Here is a 22,359-nt window from a genome sequence, read left to right on the forward strand (position 1 = left end):
CCCCAATGGACCAGCTAGACCGCCGTATCATCGCCGCCCTGCAAGCCAATGCGCGTGCCTCGACCACGCAGATCGCGGCCTCGCTGGGTGTGGCCCGTACGACCGTGCATGAACGGATCAGTCGGCTGGAGCATCGCGGCGTAATCACGGGATACACCGTGCGCCTTGGGTCCACGGAAGACACGCCCAAAGTACAGGTCATCGTCATGCTGGAAGTGCAGCAGAAGGAAACCAACCGAATCCTTAGACGGCTCGAGGCTTATCCCGAGGTCAAACTGTGCCTGTCGATCAATGGCGAATTCGATCTGATGCTGACCGCAGATGCCCCGAGGCTGGAGGATCTGGACATTCTGGTGGACGATCTGGCGAAGATCCCCGGCGTCCTGCGCACCAATACAAGCGTTGTTTTCGGGCGCAGGATCGACCGAAACTGAGGCTGCGATAACCCTCTGTAAACCGATCGGCGTCTAGCTTGGCCGGGAACACCAGAATCCCGGACCGGCAGAATGCCAATTCACAGAATACCGATTGCTTTCATAATACTGCATGTGCTGTTGGCGCAGGCGGGTTCCGCCATGCACGCATCACAAATAGGCGGGCTTTGTGATCAGGCCGCGCGCCGTGCGGCACTGTCCGAAGGTGTTCCGTTGGACGTGTTGCGCGCCATAACCCGCGTTGAAACCGGCCGACAGATAGACGGGCAGTTGCAGCCCTGGCCTTGGGCCATAAATGCCGAAGGTCAGGGGTATTGGTTCAATTCCGAGGCCGAGGCCAAGGCCTATGTTTTCAAAATTTTCAAAGCAGGCTCTCGTAACTTTGACGTCGGGTGTTTCCAGGTCAATTATCGCTGGCATGGCAAAGCCTTCCGCTCGATCGATGCGATGTTTGATCCGGATGCGAACGCAACCTACGCCGCCCGCTTCCTGAAAGACCTTTATTTCGAGCTTGGTTCGTGGCCGGCTGCGGCCGGGGCTTATCATTCCCGTACGAATGCTCTGGCCGAGGCTTATCGTGGCCGGTTCCAGACAGTGATGGCCCAGTTGGATGACCCGTCCTCGCACGGGTTTTCTGGTATGTCACGCGATCCGTTCACAAGGGCCGGAACGCCCTTGATTCCGATGCTAGTGGCCACACCCGCCACCACTGCGCTGGGCTCTCTGGTGCCGACCAATGGCACAGCAACTGCCTTCATCGCTTTCAATTAGGAAACCTACGTGCCCCAGTTTGACATCCGGTCCCTGTTTTCACCCACTGTCCTGCTGGCGCTGGCGCTGATGACCGTCATCGTCATGATGATCCTGCCCATGCCCGCCGGGGTGCTGGACGTCGGGCTAGCCGCCTCTTTCGCGCTGGCCATCCTGATTTTCACTCTGACGCTGTTCATCGAACGTCCACTGGATTTCTCGTCCTTCCCAACGATCCTGCTGGCATCGCTGATGCTGCGCCTGTCGCTGAACGTCTCGTCGACCAAACTGATCATCGGTCAGGGGCATACCGGACCCAACGCGGCGGGTGACGTAATTGAAGGGTTCGCCAATTTCGTCATGGGCGGCAGCATCTTTCTGGGCCTTGTGGTTTTTGGCGTGCTTCTGATCGTGAACTTCATGGTCATCACCAAAGGGGCCGCCCGTATGGCCGAGGTCGGCGCGCGCTTTGCCTTGGACGGGATGCCGGGAAAGCAGCTTGCCATCGACAGTGACATGTCGGCCGGGGCCATCGACCATCAGCAGGCCAAGGAACGGCGGGAACGCGAACAGCAGGAAACAACGTTTTTCGGCTCGCTCGACGGTGCATCGAAATTTGTAAAAGGCGATGCCGTTGCCGGTCTTCTGATCACTCTTCTGAACCTTGTTATGGGTTTGATCATTGGGGTGATCGTGCACGGAATGCCAGTGGCTTCGGCGTTCGAGACATATGCAATCCTGACGGTCGGTGATGGTCTGGTCTCGCAGATCCCCGCCGTTATCATCTCGATTGCCTCTGCATTGCTGCTGGCGCGCGGCGGAACACAGGGTGCCACCGACAATGCCATTTTCTCGCAACTCGGGCGGCATCCGGCTGCGCTGTCTACCGTGGCGGTTCTGATGGTCCTGTTTGCGCTGGTGCCCGGCCTGCCTTTCCTGCCGTTCATCCTCGGTGCAGCTGTGCTTGGATACGCGGCCTACAGAATTCGGAAAAAGCAGAAAGAAACGGACCCGTCATTGCAGTCGCAGGCGACCGAAACCGAAGTGCCGGTCTCGCAGGCTATTGGAGATATTCTGGATCTGGATGACGTGCACCTTGAATTCGCACCCGATCTGGTAAGCTTGGTTTTGAATCCCGGAACCGGATTGGATGCCCGCATCGCCAATATGCGTACCTACGTGGCGTCCACCTTCGGATTGATCCTGCCTGAAATTCGTCTGACTGATCGAGCCGACCTGCCAACCGGAACCAATGTGATCAAGGTTCAGGGGGTCGAACAGGCGCGCGGCGTTCTGAACCCCGATCTGGTTCTGGCTTTGGTTCAGGACGGGTTCGATCTGTTGCCCGAAGGCAATGAGGTGACCGAGCCGGTTTACGGCGCGCCTGCCCGCTGGATCCTGCCCAAACATCAGGAGGACGCAACGTTGAACGGGGCCACCATAGTCTCACCGCCTGAGATTCTGGCCACGCACCTGCTTGAGATCATCAAACAGAACTTCTCACGCCTGCTGACCTTGGAATCCCTGCGCCGCCTGCTGACCGAAATGACCCGTCTGAGCGACCCAGTTCGGGCTGAAGCAAACCGCAAATTGCTGGATGAATTGATCCCCGACAAAGTGCCAATCGACACATTGCACGCCGTTCTGCGACTGCTTCTGGAGGAACGGGTTTCGATCCGGAACATGGTTCTGATCCTTGAAAGCGTGGCCGAAGCGCGGCTGACAATCACCCAACCTGAAGGCATCTGCGAATTGGTTCGCCAGCGTCTCGGCTTTCAACTGGTCGCGGACATGAAGCGTGAGGATGGCTCGATTCCGCTAATCCAACTGGCCCCCGAATGGGAGGAAACGTTCACCACCTACCAGGTCGACGCGCCCAGTGCCGGGTTGGATGTCGCGCTACCGCCTAACCTTTTTAACAAACTAGCCGACGGCATGGTCAGCAGCATCGCCAGATCTGCTGATAACGGTCTGTTTCCTGCGGTCGTGACCTCGTCCCGGCGACGCCGATTGTTGCGTACGATCATGTATGCGCGCGGCGTTTCAAGCCCGGTTCTGTCCTTTGAGGAAATCGGATTGGAAGCCAAACCCGCGCTGGTAGGAACTGTTCCCGCGTGATCGCGTTGCCGCCAGAATTGTTGACGCGGCTGGCCGAACCGCTCTGGCCGGCCTTTGCGGTTTTTCTGCGCGTCTCTGCTCTGGTTTCACTGCTGCCCGCATTCGGTGAACGCAGCATTCCAACGCGGATGAAACTGGGGATTTCCGTCGCCTTTACCCTGATCATTTTTCCGACAATTCAACATTTAGACCTGTCTCCCAGCCTTTGGACACTGGGACGGCTGGTTGGGACAGAAATCCTGATTGGACTGGCGCTTCGAACAGGGCTGCGGCTGTTTGTTTTGGCGCTGCAAACAGCCGGATCTATCGCCGCACAATCCACGTCATTGTCACAATTGCTTGGCGCGGCGGCCGCTGATCCTGTTCCGGCGATGGGATATCTGCTAACGATCGCGGGGGTGACGCTTGCCGTCATCATGGGCTTGCACGTTCGGGCCGCGCAGTTTTTGATCCAGAGTTATGCCCTATTTCCCATGGGGTTGGCACCAAGCGCGCCGGATTTGTCCCATTGGGGTGTGCAACAAATCTCACGCAGCTTTGTGTTGGCCTTCTCGCTGGCAACGCCATTCGTCATCGCCTCGTTGATCTACAACCTCGCACTTGGGGTCATCAACCGGGCCATGCCGCAACTGATGGTTGCCTTTGTGGGCGCGCCAGCAATAACATTTGCAGGGCTGTTTCTGCTGTTTGCGGGTGCACCATTGATCCTCTCTGTTTGGTCGGACGCGCTGTTTGCCTTCTTCATGAACCCGATCGGAGACCAGCGATGAGCGGCGCCGATGACGACAGCGACAAGTCATACGAGCCGACGCCGCAAAAGCTCCAGAAAGCCCGTGAAAAGGGTGAAGTTCCCAAGTCCAACGACTTGTCGGTAGTCGCGGCATATACCGGACTGCTGATCGCATTGTTGGCGGCAGGGCAGTACGCGGTCGCGCAATTGGGAACTCTGTTCATGGTCCTTATGGACCAATCCGACCAGATCGCGAACCTTCTGAAAACCGGACCTGCGGCAGCAACGGTTGCCGAAATTCTGAGTAGCGCATTGCCACCCATTGCCTTGTTATTCTGCCTGCCAGCGGTGGCCGTTCTGTTAAACCTGATTGCTCAGCGCACGCTGGTGTTCGCCCCCAGCAAACTGAAGCCAAAGCTTTCGCGGATATCCCTTGTTTCGAATGCAAAAAACAAGTTCGGGCGCGGTGGTTTGTTCGAGTTTGCCAAGAGTACAACCAAACTGGTGATCTACAGCCTGTGCCTCGCACTTTTCATCAAGTCGAACCTGGCCGAAATTCTGTCTGCCAGCGCGGCCCCGGCAACGTCATCCATACTGCTGATGATGAACCTGTTGTTTCGCTTCCTGTTCATTGTGGTTGCCATCGCCCTGTGCATCGGCGTAATCGACTTTCTGTGGCAATACGCCGAGCACATGCGCAAGAACCGCATGTCGCGTAAAGAGCTCCAGGATGAAACTAAGGACGCCGAAGGCGACCCGTATGTAAAGCAACACCGACGTCAACGTGCACAGGAGATCGCCTCGAGCCAGATGATGGCAGATGTTCCGGGCGCGGATGTTGTCATCGTAAATCCCACCCATTTTGCCGTTGCGCTGAAATGGTCGAGGGCTACAGGCAGTGCTCCTGTTTGTGTCGCCAAGGGTACGGATGCAGTGGCCTCTTCCATCCGTTCTGCTGCGGGTCAGGCTGGCGTTCCTATACACTCGGACCCTCCGACGGCGCGTGCGCTTCACGCAACTGTCAACATCGGGCAGGAGATCGCCGAAGAGCATTATCGCCCCGTTGCCGCTGCAATCAGGTTCGCCGAAGCGATGCGGAAACGTGCAAAGGAGCAGATCCGATGAAGGACACTCAGTTAAGCGGACTGGAAACAATAGCCGACGTCGGTTTCCAGAAGCAATTTCAGACACTCCGCCCGATCCTCGAGGCCGAGGTCAGAATTCAGCACCAATTGGAGAAACTGGATCATCAGCTTGACCAGATGCGCAAAGCCAGCGGTTTGACTGAAGGATATCAGATATCGGGGGGCCCACGCTCTCTCCTATGCAGATCTCGGAAAATGAAAGTGTCGCGCTGCCACTTACGGCAACCGACCCGGCATTCAAGGCAGCCCTGAGGGATGTTGCGGTAGCAGCATTAGCCACCGACAATACGTTGGCTCTTTCTTCCGACCAGCGCACCGCCCTGTTCACGCAGCTGGGCGTCGATCTGGCCAACGCACAGGATGCCACGGTAAACCTGCGGGCTCAGGTCGGCAGCGCCGAGGCCCGCATCGAACAAGCCGCTACGCGAAATTCGATGGCCCGAACCAGTCTGGAATTCAGCCGGAACGAACTGATCGCGGCCGATCCTTATGAAACAGCGGCGAAATTGCAAACGGTGCAGTTTCAGTTGGAAAGCCTCTATTCGGTAACCGTTCGCAATGCGAACCTTTCGCTGGTGAATTTCCTGAGATGAGGGCGCTGATACTTCTCCTGATTCTTCTTCCCGGTATGGCCTGGGCGGGGGCAATCCGCCTCAAGGACCTCGTCGATTTCGACGGTGTCCGAGGTAATGATCTTGTGGGTTATGGCCTTGTCGTTGGTTTAAACGGAACCGGTGACGGATTGCGCAACTCTCCTTTCACCGAAGAGATCATGTCCAACATCCTGGAGCGTTTGGGTGTCAACGTAACGGGCGAGGATTTCCGGCCAAAGAATGTTGCAGCCGTTCTGGTGACAGCCAGTCTCCCGCCTTTTGCCAGAGTCGGCGGCCAAATCGATGTGACGGTTTCGGCGATAGGCGATTCAAACAGCTTGTTAGGTGGGACACTGGTTATGACCCCGCTGAACGCAGCAGACGGGCAAATCTATGCGGTTGCACAGGGCACAATCCTTGCAGGTGGCGTTTTGGCTGAAGGAGAGGCCGCGTCGGTCGTGCGCGGCGTGCCAACTTCGGGTGTGATCCCGTCCGGCGCGCGTGTTGAGCGTGAAATTGAGTTCGACTTGTCAACTCTGACCCAAATGCGCCTGGCATTGAGAGAGCCTGATTTCACCACGGCCGCGCGAATTGAATTTGCCATAAACACCGAGTTCAACAGAGCTGTGGCAATTATGCGCGATTCAGGCACGGTTGACCTCAACATTGCTGCAACTCAGGCAGCGTCAACGGCCCATGCCATCGGGCGTATCGAGAATATTCTGGTCGAGCCGGAAGCAAAGGCGCGTGTGGTAGTCGATCAGCGGTCTGGCACCATTGTCATGGGACAAGAGGTTCGGATATCGCGTGTGGCTGTCTCTCAGGGCAATCTGACCCTGACAGTTCAGGAAGCGCCGATTGCCGTGCAACCCAACCCGTTTGCCAGGGGCGAAACAGTGGTCGTTCCGCGCACTATTGCAGGGATCGAAGAGGAAGAAGGAACCGGCCTTGCCGAAATCCCCGAAGCTACGACCTTGTCCGAGGTTGTCGCAGGTCTGAATGCGCTGGGGGTATCGCCCCAGGATATGATCGATATTCTGAAAACCATCAAAGCGGCGGGCGCCTTGCACGCAGAATTTGTTGTCAGGTAGCCGATATCGTTAGTCCAAAGGGCCTGACGCAAACACGCCCGTGACGTTAAGGCCTATTTCGACTTCCAGCTGTCCAGCCAGCGCTGAAATCTGTTTCGGCGTTCTTCAATCGCGTCACCGGCAGCATAAAAGCCGTCTTCCACATTCTCGATCATCGGATCAATTCGGGCCTTTCGGAACCTGCGCCAGCGCACCCAAACCGCCCAGACCAGCGCGGCAAAAATTGTCAGGAAAATGATGTTGAACCAGGGAATGACCTGCACATCCGGCCCTTCCACATGTTTGATGAAAATGGCGTTGGGGAAGATCGACATGAACTCGTTTCGCCATCCGTAATGAGTTACGACCACCCATTTCGGGTTTTCTTTGGTCGATTTCGCATCATTGGCTTCAGTGTAAAGGTTCGCTGTGTCGAACTTGAAATAAGGTGGCCACCCCCACCCGGTGTCTTCGTTTCGGTACACGATCGGCTTGCCATTTTCGCGCACGGCCTGAATGAATTGCACATCCCGGTTGGACAGGCTGGTGGATTGGTCTTCGGGTTCAGACCAGAAAATCCGCGTCCAGTCGTTCAGATCCTGTCGCTCTTCGTAGGTGTTTACGATGCGCACAATGTCATGCTGGGGCAGAGAATATTGCAGGATCACGGCAATCGTACCCCAGAAAATGATAATGAACGCCCATTTCACATAGGCCATGCCTAAACCCTCACATGTAATTCACGATGTAGATCAGCGCGCCAATCGCCACCCACGGCACGATATAGACACCCAGGATCAGTTTACGCCGAAACGAGTTGTCATACACATGCAATCCGCGTTCGACAAAGGCGTCCTTATTGCCCGTCTTGCCCTTTTCGTCCCACCAGCTTTCCAGTTTACGACGGCGTATCCCGCGCGAGTAGAAAGACAGCGCGACATAGGCGATCGTCTGGATCACCAACAAGATCAGCAAAAGGCGCAATAACCCGAACATTTCAGCCTTTCCTTACCGAACCCCACGGACCGACCCGCGCGATAATGTCATCGCTGACCCGGTCTTCACCGCTCATATCCGGCTCATGGCCGAACAGCGCGGCACGGGCCCCTTGCTTGTCCACCTGATACTCGCGCGCGAGGAAGTCGGCAACATAGGCTTTCTTGCTCTCGGACCATCTGGAATAGGTGCTATAGAACAGCTCTTTGTGGCAGATGAACATCTGGCGTGGATCCAGCGGGGCCAATTCGGCCAGCAGCATGTTCACCAGATCACGGTTCGGCGTGTCAGCGGCGCGCAAAGTGTAGAAATAGGCCGGATGATCCGACGTGATACGCGGCCACGGCCCCCCGTCGCTTGCCCAGCGCAGCAGTTGCGCAATGCCGTGATAGGCTTCGGGTAAGCGATCCGAGTGATTGCGCGCCAACCGCCGCATATCGCTTCGGTCCAGTCCGGTCAGGTCGACATCTGCATCCGCCGCCGCATCGACAGTCAGGAAATCCATCTTCTGCTGCAGGATCGCGGCGGCATCCACGCCGCGCGCTTTGACGATGGGTTCGACCAGATCGTTGTAATCCAGAAACTTGGCAATCTGGTTTCGCTGCGACGGGTCAAAAACGTATTTGATCGGCAAATCGTCAGGCATTTCACCCATGCAGATCGCCGCCGGGTGGTCCAGATCCGGGAACAGGTACAGCCCGCCGAAATGCGCTGTCCAGAAGTTGCGTTGCTCAAAATCCGTGTGGCGCAGATGGACGGGGTTGCGCGTGACGTCGCCGGTTTCTTTGGCGGTCTCGATCATCCTGGCGATCAACACATCGTCGAACCAGGCGTCCTCGGCGGTTTTGAATTGTTCGACCATGCCCGCCAATTGCTGCGCCTTACGCAAGGTGCCGCCTGCCGTGTCGGCCTCAATCTCGATTTTGCGCAGATTGAACAGATCGCGGGGACCGCTGAGCTTGAAGACCGAGTTCACCAGCTCTCCGGCCACGGCATCGGTGGCGGTCAGGGCGAACAGCTGCGCTTCGTTCATCTCGATGAATTCCCGCAGGATATCGCGAGAGGTCGAGAATTTGACGTTCAGCAAAGGCGCGCGTTTCTGCTCGGTCGTCAGCAGGATGAACTGCCGGTTGACCCCGTTGGGGTTGAGGTAGAGCTCGTCATCCAACTCAATCCCCACCTCCGGCGAATAGCCCGAGATATCGACATGAAAATCCGAAAGCTGAGTGGTCTTGCCCGCCAGATGCTGCAGCGCGCGGTTATATCGCTCGACCAGAGCCGGGCTGGAGATGTGGACGAGGTTGCCGAACATCAGGCCTTTTTCGATGAGGCGGATCATATTGGGCGTCCAAACTTTAGATCAAGATACATCAAGGCGGCAAACAAACCTTCATCTTCGTACTTTGCTTTCGAAACCGGCCCCGCTTTATCAACAAGAGATACTAACTCAGCTATGTGCTTATGAAGACGAACTAGCCTATCAGACGGTTCAATATCTTCTTCTGGAAAATCATCTGGGCTCAGCGAACCGACCACCTGCACAAGACCGGCTAGGAGTTTTTTTGTAGCCAGCTCCCTTAAGTCTCGACCACTTGCCACATTGAAGGAGAGATGGTCCATCAACCTCACCTCCACTGTTCCACTAGATTGTGAGGAGAATTTCTGAGGCGAAATGAATAGCTCTACAAGGGCCTCGTGTATATGCGAACACAGTTCTTGTGCCTGAGATTGGGCGTATGCCTGATTTCTTTGTTCTCTTTCATCTCTATAGATCTCGTACTGCAATTCAGAGATTTTAACTTGCTCAGCATTTGCTTTCGCAATCTCTTGTGTTGCCGCTCGTTGTTCTTCCATTTCTTCTTTCTGAAGGGCCAAAACACGTCTTTGCTCACCAAGCTCAACTGATTGCAACAATACAGTCGCTATTAGCCAAATGAACGCAAACACTCCTGCTAAACCTGCAAGCGTATCTCCCACCTCATTTGGTGGAGCAGCGTAGAGGTGTCGCCATTTTGGAGGACAGTCACCTTTCGGAAACAGATCGCCATTGCACGTCGGTGCCAACCCAAACCAAACGATCATTGCGATGAAACCCATTGTCGCTAAACAAGCCCACATGATGGGGTTGCCAAAGCGCCAAAAACTGGGTCGTTCGACAGGGTCCATTTACCCCTTCCCCTCCAGATACCGCCGCTTGGCCTCTTCCATCCGGCCCATCTCACGCACCGCGTTTTCGATGGCGACCTCGTCGCTCTTGTCGGCATAGCGGAATTCGCTGTCGGCGTAGCGGTTGATTTCCTGCATCACCATCTCAACCGTGATCGGCTGGCGCAGGTCCTCGATCATCGCTCTCTTCGTATCGTAGTCGCGGAACAGGAACAGGTCGGGGTTTTCCATCCACTCATCGGGCAGTTCGAAATCCATCGCGCGGACCTTGACCGCGTCGGTGATGTTCTTGATCGCACGGCCGGTAAAGCGCTCATCCGCCTGCTGGATCGCCTTGAGGTAGGTGCCCAGCTTGGCAATTGTGTCCATCTGACCGATCTTGCCAGACACCCGGTCATAGACCTGCAACAAGGCGTCCTCATGCGGGCGGGAATGGCTTTCGAAACTGGCGGCGACGGCCTTTTTGATCTCCTGCGCGGCATAGGCTTCGTGTTCACCCAGCGGGATGTCGTGGTTGCGGCCCATCAACAGGTGCAAGATGTCGATGTAGTCCTCACGCGTTTGCGGCCCGTCCACCAGAAACCGCGCGCCTGCCCGCTGGCGCAGGGCGTCGTCCACATTCTCGGGGTAGTTCGAGAACATGCCAAAGGTGCAGTTGCCGCGCACGACAGTGTTGGCGCCCGCAAAGCTCTCCATCAGCACGGCGGTGATTTCCAACTGCCCGGCTGACGACTGCCGGTCGCCGCGCTTGCCCGCCAACTGGTCGATATCGTCGATGGTGCCGAACCCGATGACCGAGGGGTCGATGATCGTGTTGATAAAGGCCTTGGCGTTTTGGCCGGATTTGCCCTGATAGCTGTCGATATTGTCGGTGCTCAGATTCTGATAGCGGAACGGATAGCCCGCGTTCTGGCAATAGTCATTGATCAGCCCGGCCATCATCTGGATCAGGGTGGTCTTGCCGGTGCCCGGCTTGCCATCGCCCATGAAGGTAAAGATGAACCCGCCAAGTTCAGCAAACGGGTTCAGACGGCGGTCGAAATCATAGGCCATCACCATCTTGGCCAGCTTCATCGCCTGATATTTGGCGATATGGTTGCCCACCACTTCATTCGGCTTCTTGAACGTCATGGTCAAGGTGGTGGATTTTGCCTTGGAGGTCGGCTCGAACCCCCGGATCGTCAGATCATCGGCCTCGATATGCCAGGCTGCGTTCTGGAACGGGGCCAGATGACCTGCGGACCCTGCGCGCAGGGCTGACTTCTCCATCAGTTGCTCGGCATAGGCACTGGCGGCGGCGATCAGATGTGCATCGTCCGAGGCGTGTTTGGCCAGCGTCTGGTCCAGCTCCCACAGCGCGCCGTGCAAGGCGAGCTGGCCATTGTCTGTCAGGACCTCTTCGATCTCACCAATATCAACCGTGGTCTCACCCAGATGCGAGGATAACAGATAAGCCAGCGCATTGCCGAACGTGTGTAACGAGATCAGCGCTTCGGCTGTCAGAACCTCTGAAAACTCGGTCTTCCGCGCGGCGGGCAGATCTCCGGCCAGGTTCGCGCGTTTCAGATCGGCAAGCGGGGTCTGTTCCGCATAAGTATCGGCCACGGCCAGAGCGATTGCGATGGCGCGGCGGATCGCCTGTTGAGCCGTCGCTTGCGGCGGTGAGACCAAAGCATCACCATCGTCCGAGGCTTCGATCCTCTCAACCAGATGCACCCCGTCTGCGCGCACGGTCCGGCGTGTCACCAACCCCGGTGTCGTCGAGCGAAACCGCCGACCAGTCGAAACACCTGGTGAGCGTTCAACGGTGGATTCCACGGCTTTGGCGATCCGCGGCGCATGTTCGAACCCGCTCAGCAAAGCGGTCGCTGCCGGATAATGCTTGCGAATGTCGTCTTCGCGCAATTCCATCTGATCTGACGTCAAACTCATCTCAAAAACCGCCCTTGCTTCATCTTTTCAAAAATACTCTCGCCGAAGGCGAAAATTAGTACCTCAAAACCTGCCCCGCATTGCTGACGACGAACTTGCGCACATCGGCAAAACCCGGCGGGTTGCGTTCGGCCAGCACCTGAAACGGGCGCTGTGGCAGGATGATCGACCGTTGGGTACGGGTGGCCCCGGTCTCGGCCCCCTGCCCGCCAAAAGGATCCAGCGCAAAAACCTCACGCTCGACAGTTGAAAACCAGCCGGCGCGTTCCTCGATGACCTCTTCGCTGTGCAGCTCTTCGGTGGTCCAGGCCAGCGCCCAATCCTGACCTTGCGGGGATTGCGCATCCTCCAGCACCTGCCGCAAGGGGCCGGATTGTTCGGTAAACGCCGAAGAATACATCGGCCCCACATGGATGCGACGCAGGTGTTTGGGGTGCAGGTCATCGAAATCCTGATCAAAGCCCTTGGCTATGGTCACCAGTTTCAGCCCGCCCAAAGACTGCGCCATCAGATGCGCCTGCACTTCGGGCCAGCGGCGTTGATCCTTGGGCAGGGCGGATTTGCCTGTGTCCTCCAGCTGCATCAGATATATGACGGGCAGGTTGACCTGACTGTCATAGACCGCCCAGTGGATCATGAACTTGCGCCGCTCGCCCTCATTCCCGATCCAGTGGCATTCGGGATCGTTCCGGGCCCAGAACAGCTGACCTTTTAGCAACTCTTCGTAATAGAGCCTTTGCGACAGCGCGAATTGCAGCTTGGTGGGGATTTCCCGGTCACCAATGATCGTGCGGACCATGTCGGTTTTCAGGTCATCTTCCGAGGGCATATTCGCCAGATGCACCTGTGCCTGCTGCGCGTCATTGGCCATGGTCAGCAACTCGGCCGCCACCGGAAACCCGCTGTCGCGCTTGTCCATGGCGAGGCTGCCAAAGAACCGCCCTGTATCGCGCCCAACCAGAAGGTATTTCATGCTAAGCGCGCGAAAGGTGTAGAGCAGCCCCGAGAGGTAGCGCGACACGATCCGCACCTCTTGCTTGCTGATCGCGCCCTCGGCCTCCATCGTCGCGGCCACGCGCAGCAGGTGGACAGTGATCACCTCAAATTTGCGGAAATAGCGACGCGAGGCGAAGGTGTCGGTCAGGCCGACATGGTCTTGGGTGGGGTCAGTCATTTTTGATCCCAGAGACTTGCATATCGGTACCGTCTACATTCAATCGGTAGAGAGTCTGGTCCAAGAACCGCGTTTTTGATTTTTTCTTCAAGTACTCCGGTGCCAACGGGTTGGAAGCGGCCAAAAGGGTTAACTGGCGCTGCTTACGCGCTTGCCACCCCAAAACCGCACCAAAGAAACCAAACGCAAAAGGAAAAGCGAAAAGCATCACGATAAGTTGGGAACCTGGTGTTGTGTATTTTCCAGCCTCCCCGCTGAACCCATTATTGTATTCCATGTTCACTGAATCTAAAAAATAGACTGGCACCGAGAACGTCAGCGATGTCAGGGCAAACAAAAATAGTCCGTACGCCAGACAAGCTCTTATCCTTGGGTTACTCATCACCCACCATACAAATTCTTATCATGCTTCTCGACAATCGAGGCAAACCGGCGCGCGAACCGTTCATCCGCCTTGGCCTTTTTCTCCAGCACGTCGCGGGCAAAGACCATGTGATCCTCATGCGCCTCTAGCATGTCGGCCATTTTCTGGTTGGTTGCGGTGCCGATGGCGGCCATGGCGGTTTGCGCCTCCTGGTCGGTCTGCACGCCGATCTCGTTGATACGGTGGGCCACGTCCTGCTGCTGCGCGGTTTTCAGCGATTTGGTCAGGGCATCATACAGAACCACGCGCTGCTGCGTGTCTGTCTGCAGCTTGTTGATCAGCACCATCTGTGTCGCCGCCTGGTTCTGGAGTGAATCGACCCAGGTCTTGCCCTTTTCGATATAACGCTCCAGCGTCTGGGACTTGGCCAGCTTGACCTGCTCTTCCTGAACCTTGGCGTTGTATTGCTTGTTCAGCTCAGCCAGTTCGGTTTCCAGCTGGGTACGCGCGGCGGCGTCCTGTTCGACGGAGATTTTGTTCTCCAAAGTGATGATCGCCGGGTCCATGCCCTGAATTTCGGCGCGCAGCGCCTCCAACTCGGCCACGGTGGCCTCGCGATCGTCCAGCGTGCCGCTCAGGTTGTCTTCAACCTTTACGCGCTGTTCTTCCAGCGCGGTCAGCTGCCCTTGCAGCAGCTTCACGATCACGTCCGATTTGGCGATCAGGTCTTGCAACTTGTCGTCGATATTGGCGGTGCGCATCCGCTCCTGCCGCATCGACTCGGATTTTCCTTTCGAGAAGATGCCGACAAACGACTCCCACCCGGTTTTCGAGCGCATCTCGTCGAAGTCCTTGGAAAACGCGTTGGTGACATCATCCAGACCCATGATCAGCTCGGCGATATTGGCATTCATCACCTCGGTATGGGCATGCACATCCTCGAGCGTGGCGTTTTCGATGTCGATATCGGCCTCGGCGGTGCCGATCTTGGCGCGGGCCGCTTCAATGCGCGAGGTCAGCCCCTCGATCTGCGACTGGCTTTCGCGCACTTTCGTTTGCGTTTCTTTGATAAGCGCTTCGAATTGCTGGTTCGACATCTCTACTGTCCTTTTTTTCTTTAATTACCCAGTAAGATAGGAAATGTTACGGTCATTTACATCCCCTTGAGTCCAAAAATCACGCAAACTCTGGCAAACTTGGGGTGGAAAGGAAAGCCGTGTGATCGCAACCTGACGTAGAACTCAACCATGCGACTATGCTGCAACGATTGGGTCAGAAAATAATTTGATCAAAACTGGGCTGATCGGCACGCATCGGTGGACATAGACAAAGCCTTCAACACCTGATTGGGTGCGGCAACTCAATTTCTGCGCGGAGAATGACATGCTGGACGCAACGACCGATCTGAAATCAATTCTGAAGAACCCTGACTTGCTTGTAACCAAAGCCTATATCGGTGGTCAGTGGGTGGATGGTGACAACGGTACTTTCGACGTGACCAACCCGGCCCGGGGCGATGTGGTGGCCAAAGTGGCCGATGTCAGCCGGGCGCAGGTTGCCGGAGCAATTGCGCAGGCCGAGGCCGCGCAAAAGGAATGGGCCAAGCTGACCGGCAAGGAACGTGCAGCGATCCTGCGGCGCTGGTTCGACCTGATGATGGAGAACGCCGAAGATCTGGGCAAGATCCTGACCGCAGAACAGGGGAAACCACTGGCTGAGGCCATCGGCGAGATCGGCTATGGTGCGTCCTTCATCGAGTTCTTCGGTGAAGAAGCCAAGCGAGTGTATGGCGAGACCATCCCGGGGCATCAGCGCGACAAACGGATCATGGTGCTGAAACAGCCCATTGGTGTGGCGGCTTCGATCACACCCTGGAACTTTCCCAACGCCATGATCACCCGCAAGGCAGGACCGGCGCTGGCGGCGGGGTGTGCCTTTGTTGCCCGCCCGGCGGCAGAAACACCACTGTCCGCGCTGGTTCTGGCGCTTCTGGCGGAACAAGCCGGCGTGCCAGCTGGTGTGTTCAACGTGGTGCCTTCATCCCAGTCCAGCGAGATCGGCAAGGAGTTCTGCGAAAACCCCGGCGTGCGCAAGCTGACCTTTACCGGCTCGACCGAGGTGGGGCGTATCCTGCTGCGGCAAGCAGCTGATCAGGTCATGAAATGCTCGATGGAACTGGGCGGCAATGCACCCTTTATCGTGTTTGATGACGCCGATCTGGATGCTGCGGTCGAGGGCGCGATGCTGTGCAAATTCCGCAATAACGGCCAGACCTGTGTCTGCGCCAACCGCATCTATGTACAGGCCGGTGTTTATGACGCGTTCGCTGCCAAACTGAAAGCGGCGGTCGAAGCCCTGAAAATCGGCGACGGTCTGGCCGAGGGCATCACAACCGGCCCGCTGATCAATGCCGATGCGGTCGCCAAGGTGGAAGAGCATATCAAGGATGTCACGGACAAGGGCGGCGCCGTTCTGACCGGTGGCTTGCCTCACGATCTGGGCGGTACGTTCTTTCAGCCGACCATCGTGACCGGCGTGACTCAGGACATGATGGTGGCGCAGGACGAAACCTTTGGCCCGCTGGCACCGCTGTTCAAGTTCGAAAATGAAGATGACGTGATCGCTATGGCGAATGACACGATCTTTGGTCTGGCCTCGTATTTCTATGCAAAGGATCTGAGCCGCGTCTACAAAGTGGCCGAGGCGCTGGAATATGGCATTGTCGGCGTGAACACCGGCATCATCTCGACCGAGTTGGGCCCGTTCGGCGGCGTCAAGCAATCCGGCCTGGGCCGCGAAGGCAGCCATCACGGCATGGAGGACTATCTTGAGATGAAATACGTCTGCATGTCGGTCTGATTTGGGGGGCCATCGCCTTGGGCGGTGGCCGCTCTGCCCACAGGTGAGGCGTTGTTCCGGTCAAACGGGCCGGTGGCGGCTGGGCAATGAGCTTATTTCACCAAGCATGATTTCCCTGCGCACAAGCATCGCGGGGAGTTCTCGTAGAGGGCTCGATCCGACCCCAAACTTACGTCTTTTCCTCTTTGGCTATCACGGTCGTTACGGTGCGCGTCACCCGACTTCTGGTGATTGCAATTGCCCCTAAAACCAAAGCACAGGCTATGGCTTGCGCAGTAGTGATCGCTTCTCCAAACGCAAAGAACCCGACTGCAAACATCGTGGGCAATTCAATGCTTCCGACAACCGCAGTTTGAGAAGCGCCGATCAGCGGCGAACAGATCGTGTAGACAAGCTGCGGCACAAGCGCCGTGACCAATCCAATTCCAATGATCAGAACCCAATCGGACTGACCGTCAGGAAGCAGCGTGGAAACGTCTGCACTCAGCATCAAAGGCAAAAGCCCAAGAACCGATCCCAGCGACACCGAGGCGATACGTGCAAGTGGCGCAATTCTGGACAACCTGTGGACCAGAACAGAAATCCCGAAGCCAAAACCAAATGGCGCAGCCAGCGAGATTAAAAGCGTAGGAATGTGCTCGAACGGAACGGATGCTGGCGAGCCTGCTATGATGGCAGCCAGAATGATGAGGCCAGACGCAAGAAACGCGCGCCTTGTGGGAGTATCTGCGAACAAAGCCCACGCAATGATCAACGTGAAAACCGGATATGTCATATAGAGCACGCCCACCGTCGATGCGGGCAGTGTCTTTAAGGCTGTGACATATCCAATCCAGCCAAGCCCCATCACCACTCCGACCGCAAGACCCCAACAAATCTCGCGCCAGGCTTTTCGGTGTACGATGAGAACTGGCAGTAACAAAACCGCTGGAACGATGTAGCGATAGAATGCGACCGCGAAAGGTGCAACGCCCTGCTCAGTCAGCCCCCTGCTGAAATAGGGAACAAGCCCGAAACAGATTGAAGCAAAAAGAACGCCAACAACCGCAAGCGGTTGCGGAATAGCCGGTCTGGTCTGCGTGGATGTCGTCGACATCTGCAAGTTCTAGCACAGGTTCGCGATGAGTGTAGCCGAGTTTACCGGGCCGACGCATTGATGAGCATAGGCGCTGACATCAAAAAACAACGCCCCGCGTCTGGAGGAACGCGGGGCGCGGGTGTTGCGGCAGTCCGGGAGGAGGAGACTGCCGCCAGGCTTTCAAAGCCTCAGTTCACGGCCTTGGCGTCAACCACGTCTTTTTCGATGGCTTTAGCCGAGGTAATTTCGATCCGGCGCGGTTTCAGGGCCTCGGGCACTTCTCGCTTCAGGTCGATGTTCAGCATTCCGTTTTCATGGCTTGCGCCGGTGACACGGACATGATCGGCCAGAGCAAAGCGACGCTCGAACGCGCGGGTTGCGATGCCGCGATGCAGATAGCTGCTGCTCTTGTCCTCGGATGCCTTCTTACCGGCAACAACCAGCGAGTTTTCTTTCACTTCAACGGACAGGTCGCTTTCCGAAAAACCGGCAACGGCCACCGAGATACGGTAGGTGTCGACATCGGTTTTTTCGATGTTGTAAGGCGGATAGCTTGGCTGTGCCACATCATTGGTCAGAACGCGATCCATCATGTCGGCGATCTGGTCAAAGCCAATGGTGGCGCGGTGCAGCGGTGCAAAATCAAATGTACGCATGTGTCATATCCTCAGTCTTGAGCGATTCACGATCTGGCCCTCCGGCTGGACGGACCAATGTTAATGACGGACCCCGTTGTGGCGATCCGATATCAGTGACATGGGAAGCGATTTGACCGAGTTCAACCCCCGCCGGAGCTGATGAATTTCGCGCCAGACCCGGACGCACCGGACCCAGCCTGTAACCGGCGGATCGTAGCCGTTGGTTTTGGCGCATCGCGCCGCATGATGGACTTGAGCTCGGCCACGACCTCGTCAAGCTCCATGCCGAACCCCACCTTTCTGCGACCGTTCGTGCCTACCGCTGAAACCACGGACAAAACCTGCCAGCGCGAACCGTTTTTTGCCAGAATGGCGGATCCGGAAGACCCGAAGGTGACGTCGCAATCAAAAGTGATCAAGCCTTGCCTGCGATCCAAAACGCGGCACGACCTTTCCCGCGTGATCGCCTCGGATCGTCCGCGCCCATATGAGGCTATGCTGATCTCGTTTCCTGAAACTCGCCCGCTGTGCAACACGAAAGGATCGGCAATCGAATACGGGATGGGCTCATTCAACCGCATCAGGGCGACATCCATCCGAACGCCTTCGTGCGAAAGCGGGTTATTTGAAGCGTAGCCGGGCAAAACCGCAATCTGCGTGACCTGACGCTCGGCCAACGCGCTGCCGTTGCTCAGACCCGCACGAAACGTGATGTCTTCGGGCGCGTATGTTTCCCCGGTACGACGGTCCACAGCACAATGGGCAGCGGTCAGCACCATGTCCTGCGCGATCAGCGTACCTGTGCAATAGGACGCTTCGCGCACATCCAGCCGCCCGATTGCTTCCCAACCGTAAAGGTCGTCCCGGTCTGTCAGCTTGCGTTTGTTGGCTTGCGCATGGGATGCGGTCGCCAGAACACTCAGGCCCAAAAGCAGGCTTATGAAGACCTTGGTCATGGTCGGACAAACCTTGCACCGACGTTCTTGCCCGTCCCCGAACCGGAGGTCGACAATCCAAATCCGTGCCCGGCAGACAGCTCGTCGCGCAGCAATTGCAGCGAATGTTCAACCGCAGTCCCGATCGCAACGCTCTGGCCATCCATGCTGGCCTTTGCCGCCACAACCGACACGATCTGAGGGCGCGTGCCTGTAAAAGAAAAAACCGGTGCTCCTGAAGACCCGAAGTCGACGTCGCAAGACATGATCATAACGCCTGCCTGCCGGTTCATGACCGAACAAACCTGTTGCAACGAAGGCGCTTCTGACCGGTCATGTGCATATGACACCACGCCCACTTCCGCGCCCCGGCGCGGCTGATCTCCTGATTCAAACGGAATGACCGATGTGTTGCGGATCGGCTGCCAAAGCTCGATCAGGGCGACATCCGCGCCGACACGGTCCGTCGACGACTCAGCACTGAATTGATAATCCGGGTGAATTACAGCCTGCCTTGCCGTTCTATAAGCCAAAGCGCGGCCCAGCCGCCACCCGGCCAGAAATTCGATATCGGACGGGTTCACCCGCTGCCCGGACACCTTGTCGAACAGGCAGTGCGCCGCTGTCAGCACAAGGGTCGGCGATACAAGCGTTCCGGTGCAGAACCCTTTTCCGGCAATATCCAGACGCCCGACAGCCATCCATTCGCGCCCGGAATCCGAGGTCTCCAAGCTTTCCAGCCTGGTGTCCTGTGCTGTAGCCGCCATCGGCAAAGCACAAAGCACAATCGCCTTAATCCAGTTGCGCACTCGGGTCTCCGGAGACTCACTCTGAAGCTTTTGTCCTACGTGCCCCGTTGGGCGAAAATAGGGCGATCGGTGTACAGGGGTATTTCCTCAGGAAATGATGCGGGTCGGCATCAGGGCGGCTCATCGCAATATGGGAACAGCGCCCTCTGCCCGTTGCAAGGCGGGTGGCTTTGGCCCCCCTGTCGCCCAATCCAGCAGCTCGACCGTATGAACGACTGGCACTTGGGTCCCAGACCCGATCTGCATCATGCAACCGATATTGCCTGCGGCGATGATATCGGGCTTCTTCGCCTCAAGTGTTTTGATTTTGCGCTGCTTCAACTGACCCGAGATTTCCGGCTGCATCAGGTTGTAAGTCCCCGCGCTGCCGCAACACAAATGGCTGTCGGCGGGCTCGACCACTTGAAACCCGGCCCGTTTCAGCAGGTCTTTGGGATAGGTCTTGATCTTCTGCCCATGTTGCAGCGAACACGCCGCGTGATACGCAACTGTAAGGTCCTGATCACGCCCTTCGGGCAAATTCAGTTGCATAACCAGCTCACTGATATCCATCGCGATACCCGAGACCCGTGCGGCATCATCCGAGAGCGTGTCGTTCCGGAACATATGCCCGTAATCCTTGACCGTCGTCCCACAGCCCGAGGTGTTGATCACGATGGCGTCCAATCCGTCGCCGTCCATCTCGCGAACCCAGGCTCTGATATTAGCGATTGCGGCTGCATGGCTGTCTTTCACCTTTCCCATGTGATGGGTCAGTGCTCCACAACATCCAGCACCCTCAGCCACCACAACCTCACATCCCAGCCGGGTCAGCAGACGGATCGTGGCGTCATTAATGTCGGTATTCAGCGCTTTCTGCGCGCATCCCGTCATCAGGGTCACCCGCTTTTTCCGCTCGCCTTCGGGCGCAAAGCTTTGTGGATCATCATTACGGCTGACCGGTGGAATGTTCTTGGGCGCCATGTCCAGCATGGCACGCAACCGGGCATCTGGCATCAGAAACCGGAACGGGCGACCCAGTTTAGCCCCGATCAGGGCCCAGCGAAAGCGCATCGGATAGGGCAGGATCTGCGCAAGAACCCAACGCAAAATGCGATCCGTCAAAGGGCGCTTGTAATTCGCCTCGATATATTCACGCGCATGATCGACCAGATGCATGTAGTGCACACCTGATGGGCAAGTGGTCATGCAAGCTAGGCAGGACAGGCACCGGTCGATATGTTTGACCGTCTTTTCGTCGGGCTGCCGCTCGTTTTCGAGCATATCCTTGATCAGATAGATGCGCCCGCGCGGACTGTCCAACTCGTCGCCAAGAACCTGATAAGTCGGGCAAGTCGCCGTGCAGAATCCGCAATGGACGCAATTTCGCAGAATTTCGTTTGCGCGCTTGGTTGCCGGGTCTTGCAGCTGCCGTTCAGTGAATGATGTCTGCATAAACCTATCCCATCAGCCCTAAATTGAACAAACCACGTGGGTCAAACTTCGCGCGCAATCCATTTGTCAGGGTCGAGACGGCCGCGGTCTCCGGTTGAAAGCGCCCCAGTCGCGCGACTGTTTCTGCATCCGCTCGTACAACTGTCGCGTGGCCAGAAAACACACCTAGACGCGCGCGCAGATCCGTGCCCTTCGGGACGCGCAGCCAGACAAGTCCACCGCCCCAGTCAAACAGCAACTGATCCGCTTCAGCACGCGCAGAAACTTCGGCCGCATCTCCGGGTTTTACGGAAAGCCGCCAGACATCCCCGTCCTGCCCATGAAACGGATGAGCATCGCGGATACCAGCCCAAAGCGTGTCTGCACCTGCTTCCTCTGTAATCTCACCAAACCTAGACAGTTCAGCCGTCAATCTGCCTGTGCGATATGCGACCGAGCCCGCGAAACCTTCGACCCTAAGCAGGGCTTTTCCAGCGTCTGGATCATACGCAGCCCCCGTTACCTCGAACGGAGATCTCAGTGCGGTGGACAGAACCCGAACCGCAGTGCCAGCATCCCGAACCCCAACAGATAATGTTGCCACCCGTTCTGGTTTTGGAAGCACCTTCAGCGAAACTTCGGTCAAAACTCCTAAAGTACCCCAGGACCCGCCCATCAATTTGACCAGATCGTACCCGGTGACGTTCTTCATCACGCGGCCACCGTTCTTGATCACCTGCCCGCGCCCATCGACATAGCGTACCCCCAGCAGAAAATCCCGGCAGGCCCCGGCTTGTATCCGTCGCGGGCCCGAAATATTGGCCGCGACGACGCCGCCAATGGTCGGTTCACCCTGAGTCCCCAGCAATCCGCGATGATCCATCGGCTCAAACGCGAGGTGCTGACCCTCTGCTTCCAGCGTCGCCGTGATCTCGGCCAAGGGCGTCCCTGCCCGTGCAACAAGGGTCAGCGCCCCGGGTTCATAAAGCGTGATACCGCGCAAAGCTCCGGTTTCGATTTCCGCATACGGGCCGGCAATTCCACGCGTCCCGCCTCCGACAATGCGTACAGGGTTTTCCAACCCGGCCACCAGCTTTGCCAGATCGGCCTCAGTCTCAGGTCTCATTGGCTTCATCTTTTCCAAAGCACTCCGGG

The 22,359-nt window shown here is 57.1% G+C and carries 22 protein-coding genes; 8 read left to right on the forward strand and 14 right to left on the reverse strand.

Translation table 11 applies throughout. The features are described 5' to 3' along the window. Positions 1-5 precede the first annotated feature (5 nt). The 7 genes from I9188_RS16280 to I9188_RS16310 all read left to right on the forward strand — a co-directional run bounded on the left by I9188_RS16280 (position 6) and on the right by I9188_RS16310 (position 6,861). On the forward strand, positions 6-434 hold the full coding sequence (locus I9188_RS16280; protein ID WP_209507213.1) for an Lrp/AsnC family transcriptional regulator: 429 nt from the start codon (positions 6-8) through the stop codon (positions 432-434). A 141-nt stretch (positions 435-575) separates the two neighbouring features. Then, positions 576-1,205: a transglycosylase SLT domain-containing protein gene (locus I9188_RS16285; protein ID WP_245223737.1), complete on the forward strand. Its 630-nt coding sequence runs from the start codon at positions 576-578 to the stop codon at positions 1,203-1,205. A gap of 9 nt (positions 1,206-1,214) precedes the next feature. Beyond that, a complete protein-coding gene (gene flhA, locus I9188_RS16290) occupies positions 1,215-3,302 on the forward strand; it encodes a flagellar biosynthesis protein FlhA (protein ID WP_209507215.1) in 2,088 nt (695 codons plus the stop codon). Further along, positions 3,299-4,072: a flagellar biosynthetic protein FliR gene (locus tag I9188_RS16295; protein WP_209507216.1), complete on the forward strand. Its 774-nt coding sequence runs from the start codon at positions 3,299-3,301 to the stop codon at positions 4,070-4,072. The genes flhA and I9188_RS16295 overlap by 4 nt, the downstream gene beginning before the upstream one ends. Further along, complete coding sequence (locus tag I9188_RS16300) at positions 4,069-5,157, forward strand: flagellar type III secretion system protein FlhB (protein WP_209507217.1); 1,089 nt, start codon at positions 4,069-4,071, stop codon at positions 5,155-5,157. The genes I9188_RS16295 and I9188_RS16300 overlap by 4 nt, the downstream gene beginning before the upstream one ends. Positions 5,158-5,356: 199 nt before the next feature. Beyond that, on the forward strand, positions 5,357-5,770 hold the full coding sequence (locus I9188_RS16305) for a flagellin (RefSeq protein ID WP_245220646.1): 414 nt from the start codon (positions 5,357-5,359) through the stop codon (positions 5,768-5,770). Further along, a complete protein-coding gene (locus I9188_RS16310) occupies positions 5,767-6,861 on the forward strand; it encodes a flagellar basal body P-ring protein FlgI (RefSeq protein WP_209507218.1) in 1,095 nt (364 codons plus the stop codon). Before I9188_RS16305 ends, I9188_RS16310 begins: the two co-directional genes overlap by 4 nt. Positions 6,862-6,914: 53 nt before the next feature. Here the strand turns inward: I9188_RS16310 and I9188_RS16315 are convergent, their stop codons facing one another. The 8 genes from I9188_RS16315 to I9188_RS16350 form a co-directional block, all read right to left on the reverse strand. Next, positions 6,915-7,559 (reverse strand): DUF1523 family protein, encoded by a 645-nt coding sequence (locus tag I9188_RS16315; RefSeq protein WP_209507219.1) that lies wholly within the window; start codon positions 7,557-7,559, stop codon positions 6,915-6,917. Between the two features lie 10 nt (positions 7,560-7,569). Further along, a complete protein-coding gene (locus I9188_RS16320) occupies positions 7,570-7,836 on the reverse strand; it encodes a hypothetical protein (protein ID WP_209599214.1) in 267 nt (88 codons plus the stop codon). Position 7,837: 1 nt separating this feature from the next. After that, a complete protein-coding gene (locus I9188_RS16325) occupies positions 7,838-9,175 on the reverse strand; it encodes a DUF6638 family protein (RefSeq protein WP_209507221.1) in 1,338 nt (445 codons plus the stop codon). Beyond that, the gene (locus I9188_RS16330) at positions 9,172-9,933 is read right to left on the reverse strand and encodes a hypothetical protein (protein ID WP_209599680.1); all 762 of its coding nucleotides are present in this window, start codon (positions 9,931-9,933) and stop codon (positions 9,172-9,174) included. The genes I9188_RS16325 and I9188_RS16330 overlap by 4 nt, the downstream gene beginning before the upstream one ends. 69 nt (positions 9,934-10,002) lie before the next feature. Further along, on the reverse strand, positions 10,003-11,934 hold the full coding sequence (locus tag I9188_RS16335) for an ATP-binding protein (RefSeq protein WP_209507223.1): 1,932 nt from the start codon (positions 11,932-11,934) through the stop codon (positions 10,003-10,005). Between the two features lie 55 nt (positions 11,935-11,989). Further along, the gene (locus I9188_RS16340; protein WP_209507224.1) at positions 11,990-13,108 is read right to left on the reverse strand and encodes a hypothetical protein; all 1,119 of its coding nucleotides are present in this window, start codon (positions 13,106-13,108) and stop codon (positions 11,990-11,992) included. Then, entirely contained in the window at positions 13,101-13,445 is a 345-nt protein-coding gene (locus I9188_RS16345) for a hypothetical protein (RefSeq protein ID WP_209507225.1), read from the reverse strand. Before I9188_RS16345 ends, I9188_RS16340 begins: the two co-directional genes overlap by 8 nt. A 44-nt stretch (positions 13,446-13,489) precedes the next feature. Continuing rightward, positions 13,490-14,569: a hypothetical protein gene (locus tag I9188_RS16350; RefSeq protein ID WP_209507226.1), complete on the reverse strand. Its 1,080-nt coding sequence runs from the start codon at positions 14,567-14,569 to the stop codon at positions 13,490-13,492. 286 nt (positions 14,570-14,855) lie between these two features. On the opposite strand from I9188_RS16350, the gene I9188_RS16355 reads away from it, so the two are divergent. Then, complete coding sequence (locus I9188_RS16355) at positions 14,856-16,331, forward strand: NAD-dependent succinate-semialdehyde dehydrogenase (RefSeq protein ID WP_209507227.1); 1,476 nt, start codon at positions 14,856-14,858, stop codon at positions 16,329-16,331. 169 nt (positions 16,332-16,500) lie between these two features. Here the strand turns inward: I9188_RS16355 and I9188_RS16360 are convergent, their stop codons facing one another. The 6 genes from I9188_RS16360 to I9188_RS16385 all read right to left on the reverse strand — a co-directional run bounded on the left by I9188_RS16360 (position 16,501) and on the right by I9188_RS16385 (position 22,330). After that, positions 16,501-17,427, reverse strand: coding sequence for a DMT family transporter (locus tag I9188_RS16360; protein WP_209507228.1), 927 nt, complete (start codon positions 17,425-17,427; stop codon positions 16,501-16,503). A gap of 170 nt (positions 17,428-17,597) precedes the next feature. Then, complete coding sequence (locus I9188_RS16365; protein WP_209507229.1) at positions 17,598-18,065, reverse strand: Hsp20 family protein; 468 nt, start codon at positions 18,063-18,065, stop codon at positions 17,598-17,600. 122 nt (positions 18,066-18,187) lie between these two features. Continuing rightward, positions 18,188-19,003, reverse strand: a complete 816-nt coding sequence (locus I9188_RS16370) for a trypsin-like serine protease (RefSeq protein WP_209507230.1) — start codon at positions 19,001-19,003, stop codon at positions 18,188-18,190. Then, a complete protein-coding gene (locus I9188_RS16375; RefSeq protein WP_348540348.1) occupies positions 19,000-19,791 on the reverse strand; it encodes a trypsin-like peptidase domain-containing protein in 792 nt (263 codons plus the stop codon). Before I9188_RS16375 ends, I9188_RS16370 begins: the two co-directional genes overlap by 4 nt. Before the next feature lie 120 nt (positions 19,792-19,911). Further along, positions 19,912-21,225 (reverse strand): glycolate oxidase subunit GlcF, encoded by a 1,314-nt coding sequence (gene glcF, locus I9188_RS16380; RefSeq protein ID WP_209507231.1) that lies wholly within the window; start codon positions 21,223-21,225, stop codon positions 19,912-19,914. A 4-nt stretch (positions 21,226-21,229) separates the two neighbouring features. Then, positions 21,230-22,330, reverse strand: coding sequence for an FAD-binding protein (locus I9188_RS16385; protein WP_209507232.1), 1,101 nt, complete (start codon positions 22,328-22,330; stop codon positions 21,230-21,232). Positions 22,331-22,359: the final 29 nt, after the last annotated feature.

It is taken from the genome of Ruegeria sp. HKCCSA071, from assembly GCF_017872555.1.
Classification (GTDB): Bacteria; Pseudomonadota; Alphaproteobacteria; order Rhodobacterales; family Rhodobacteraceae; genus Ruegeria.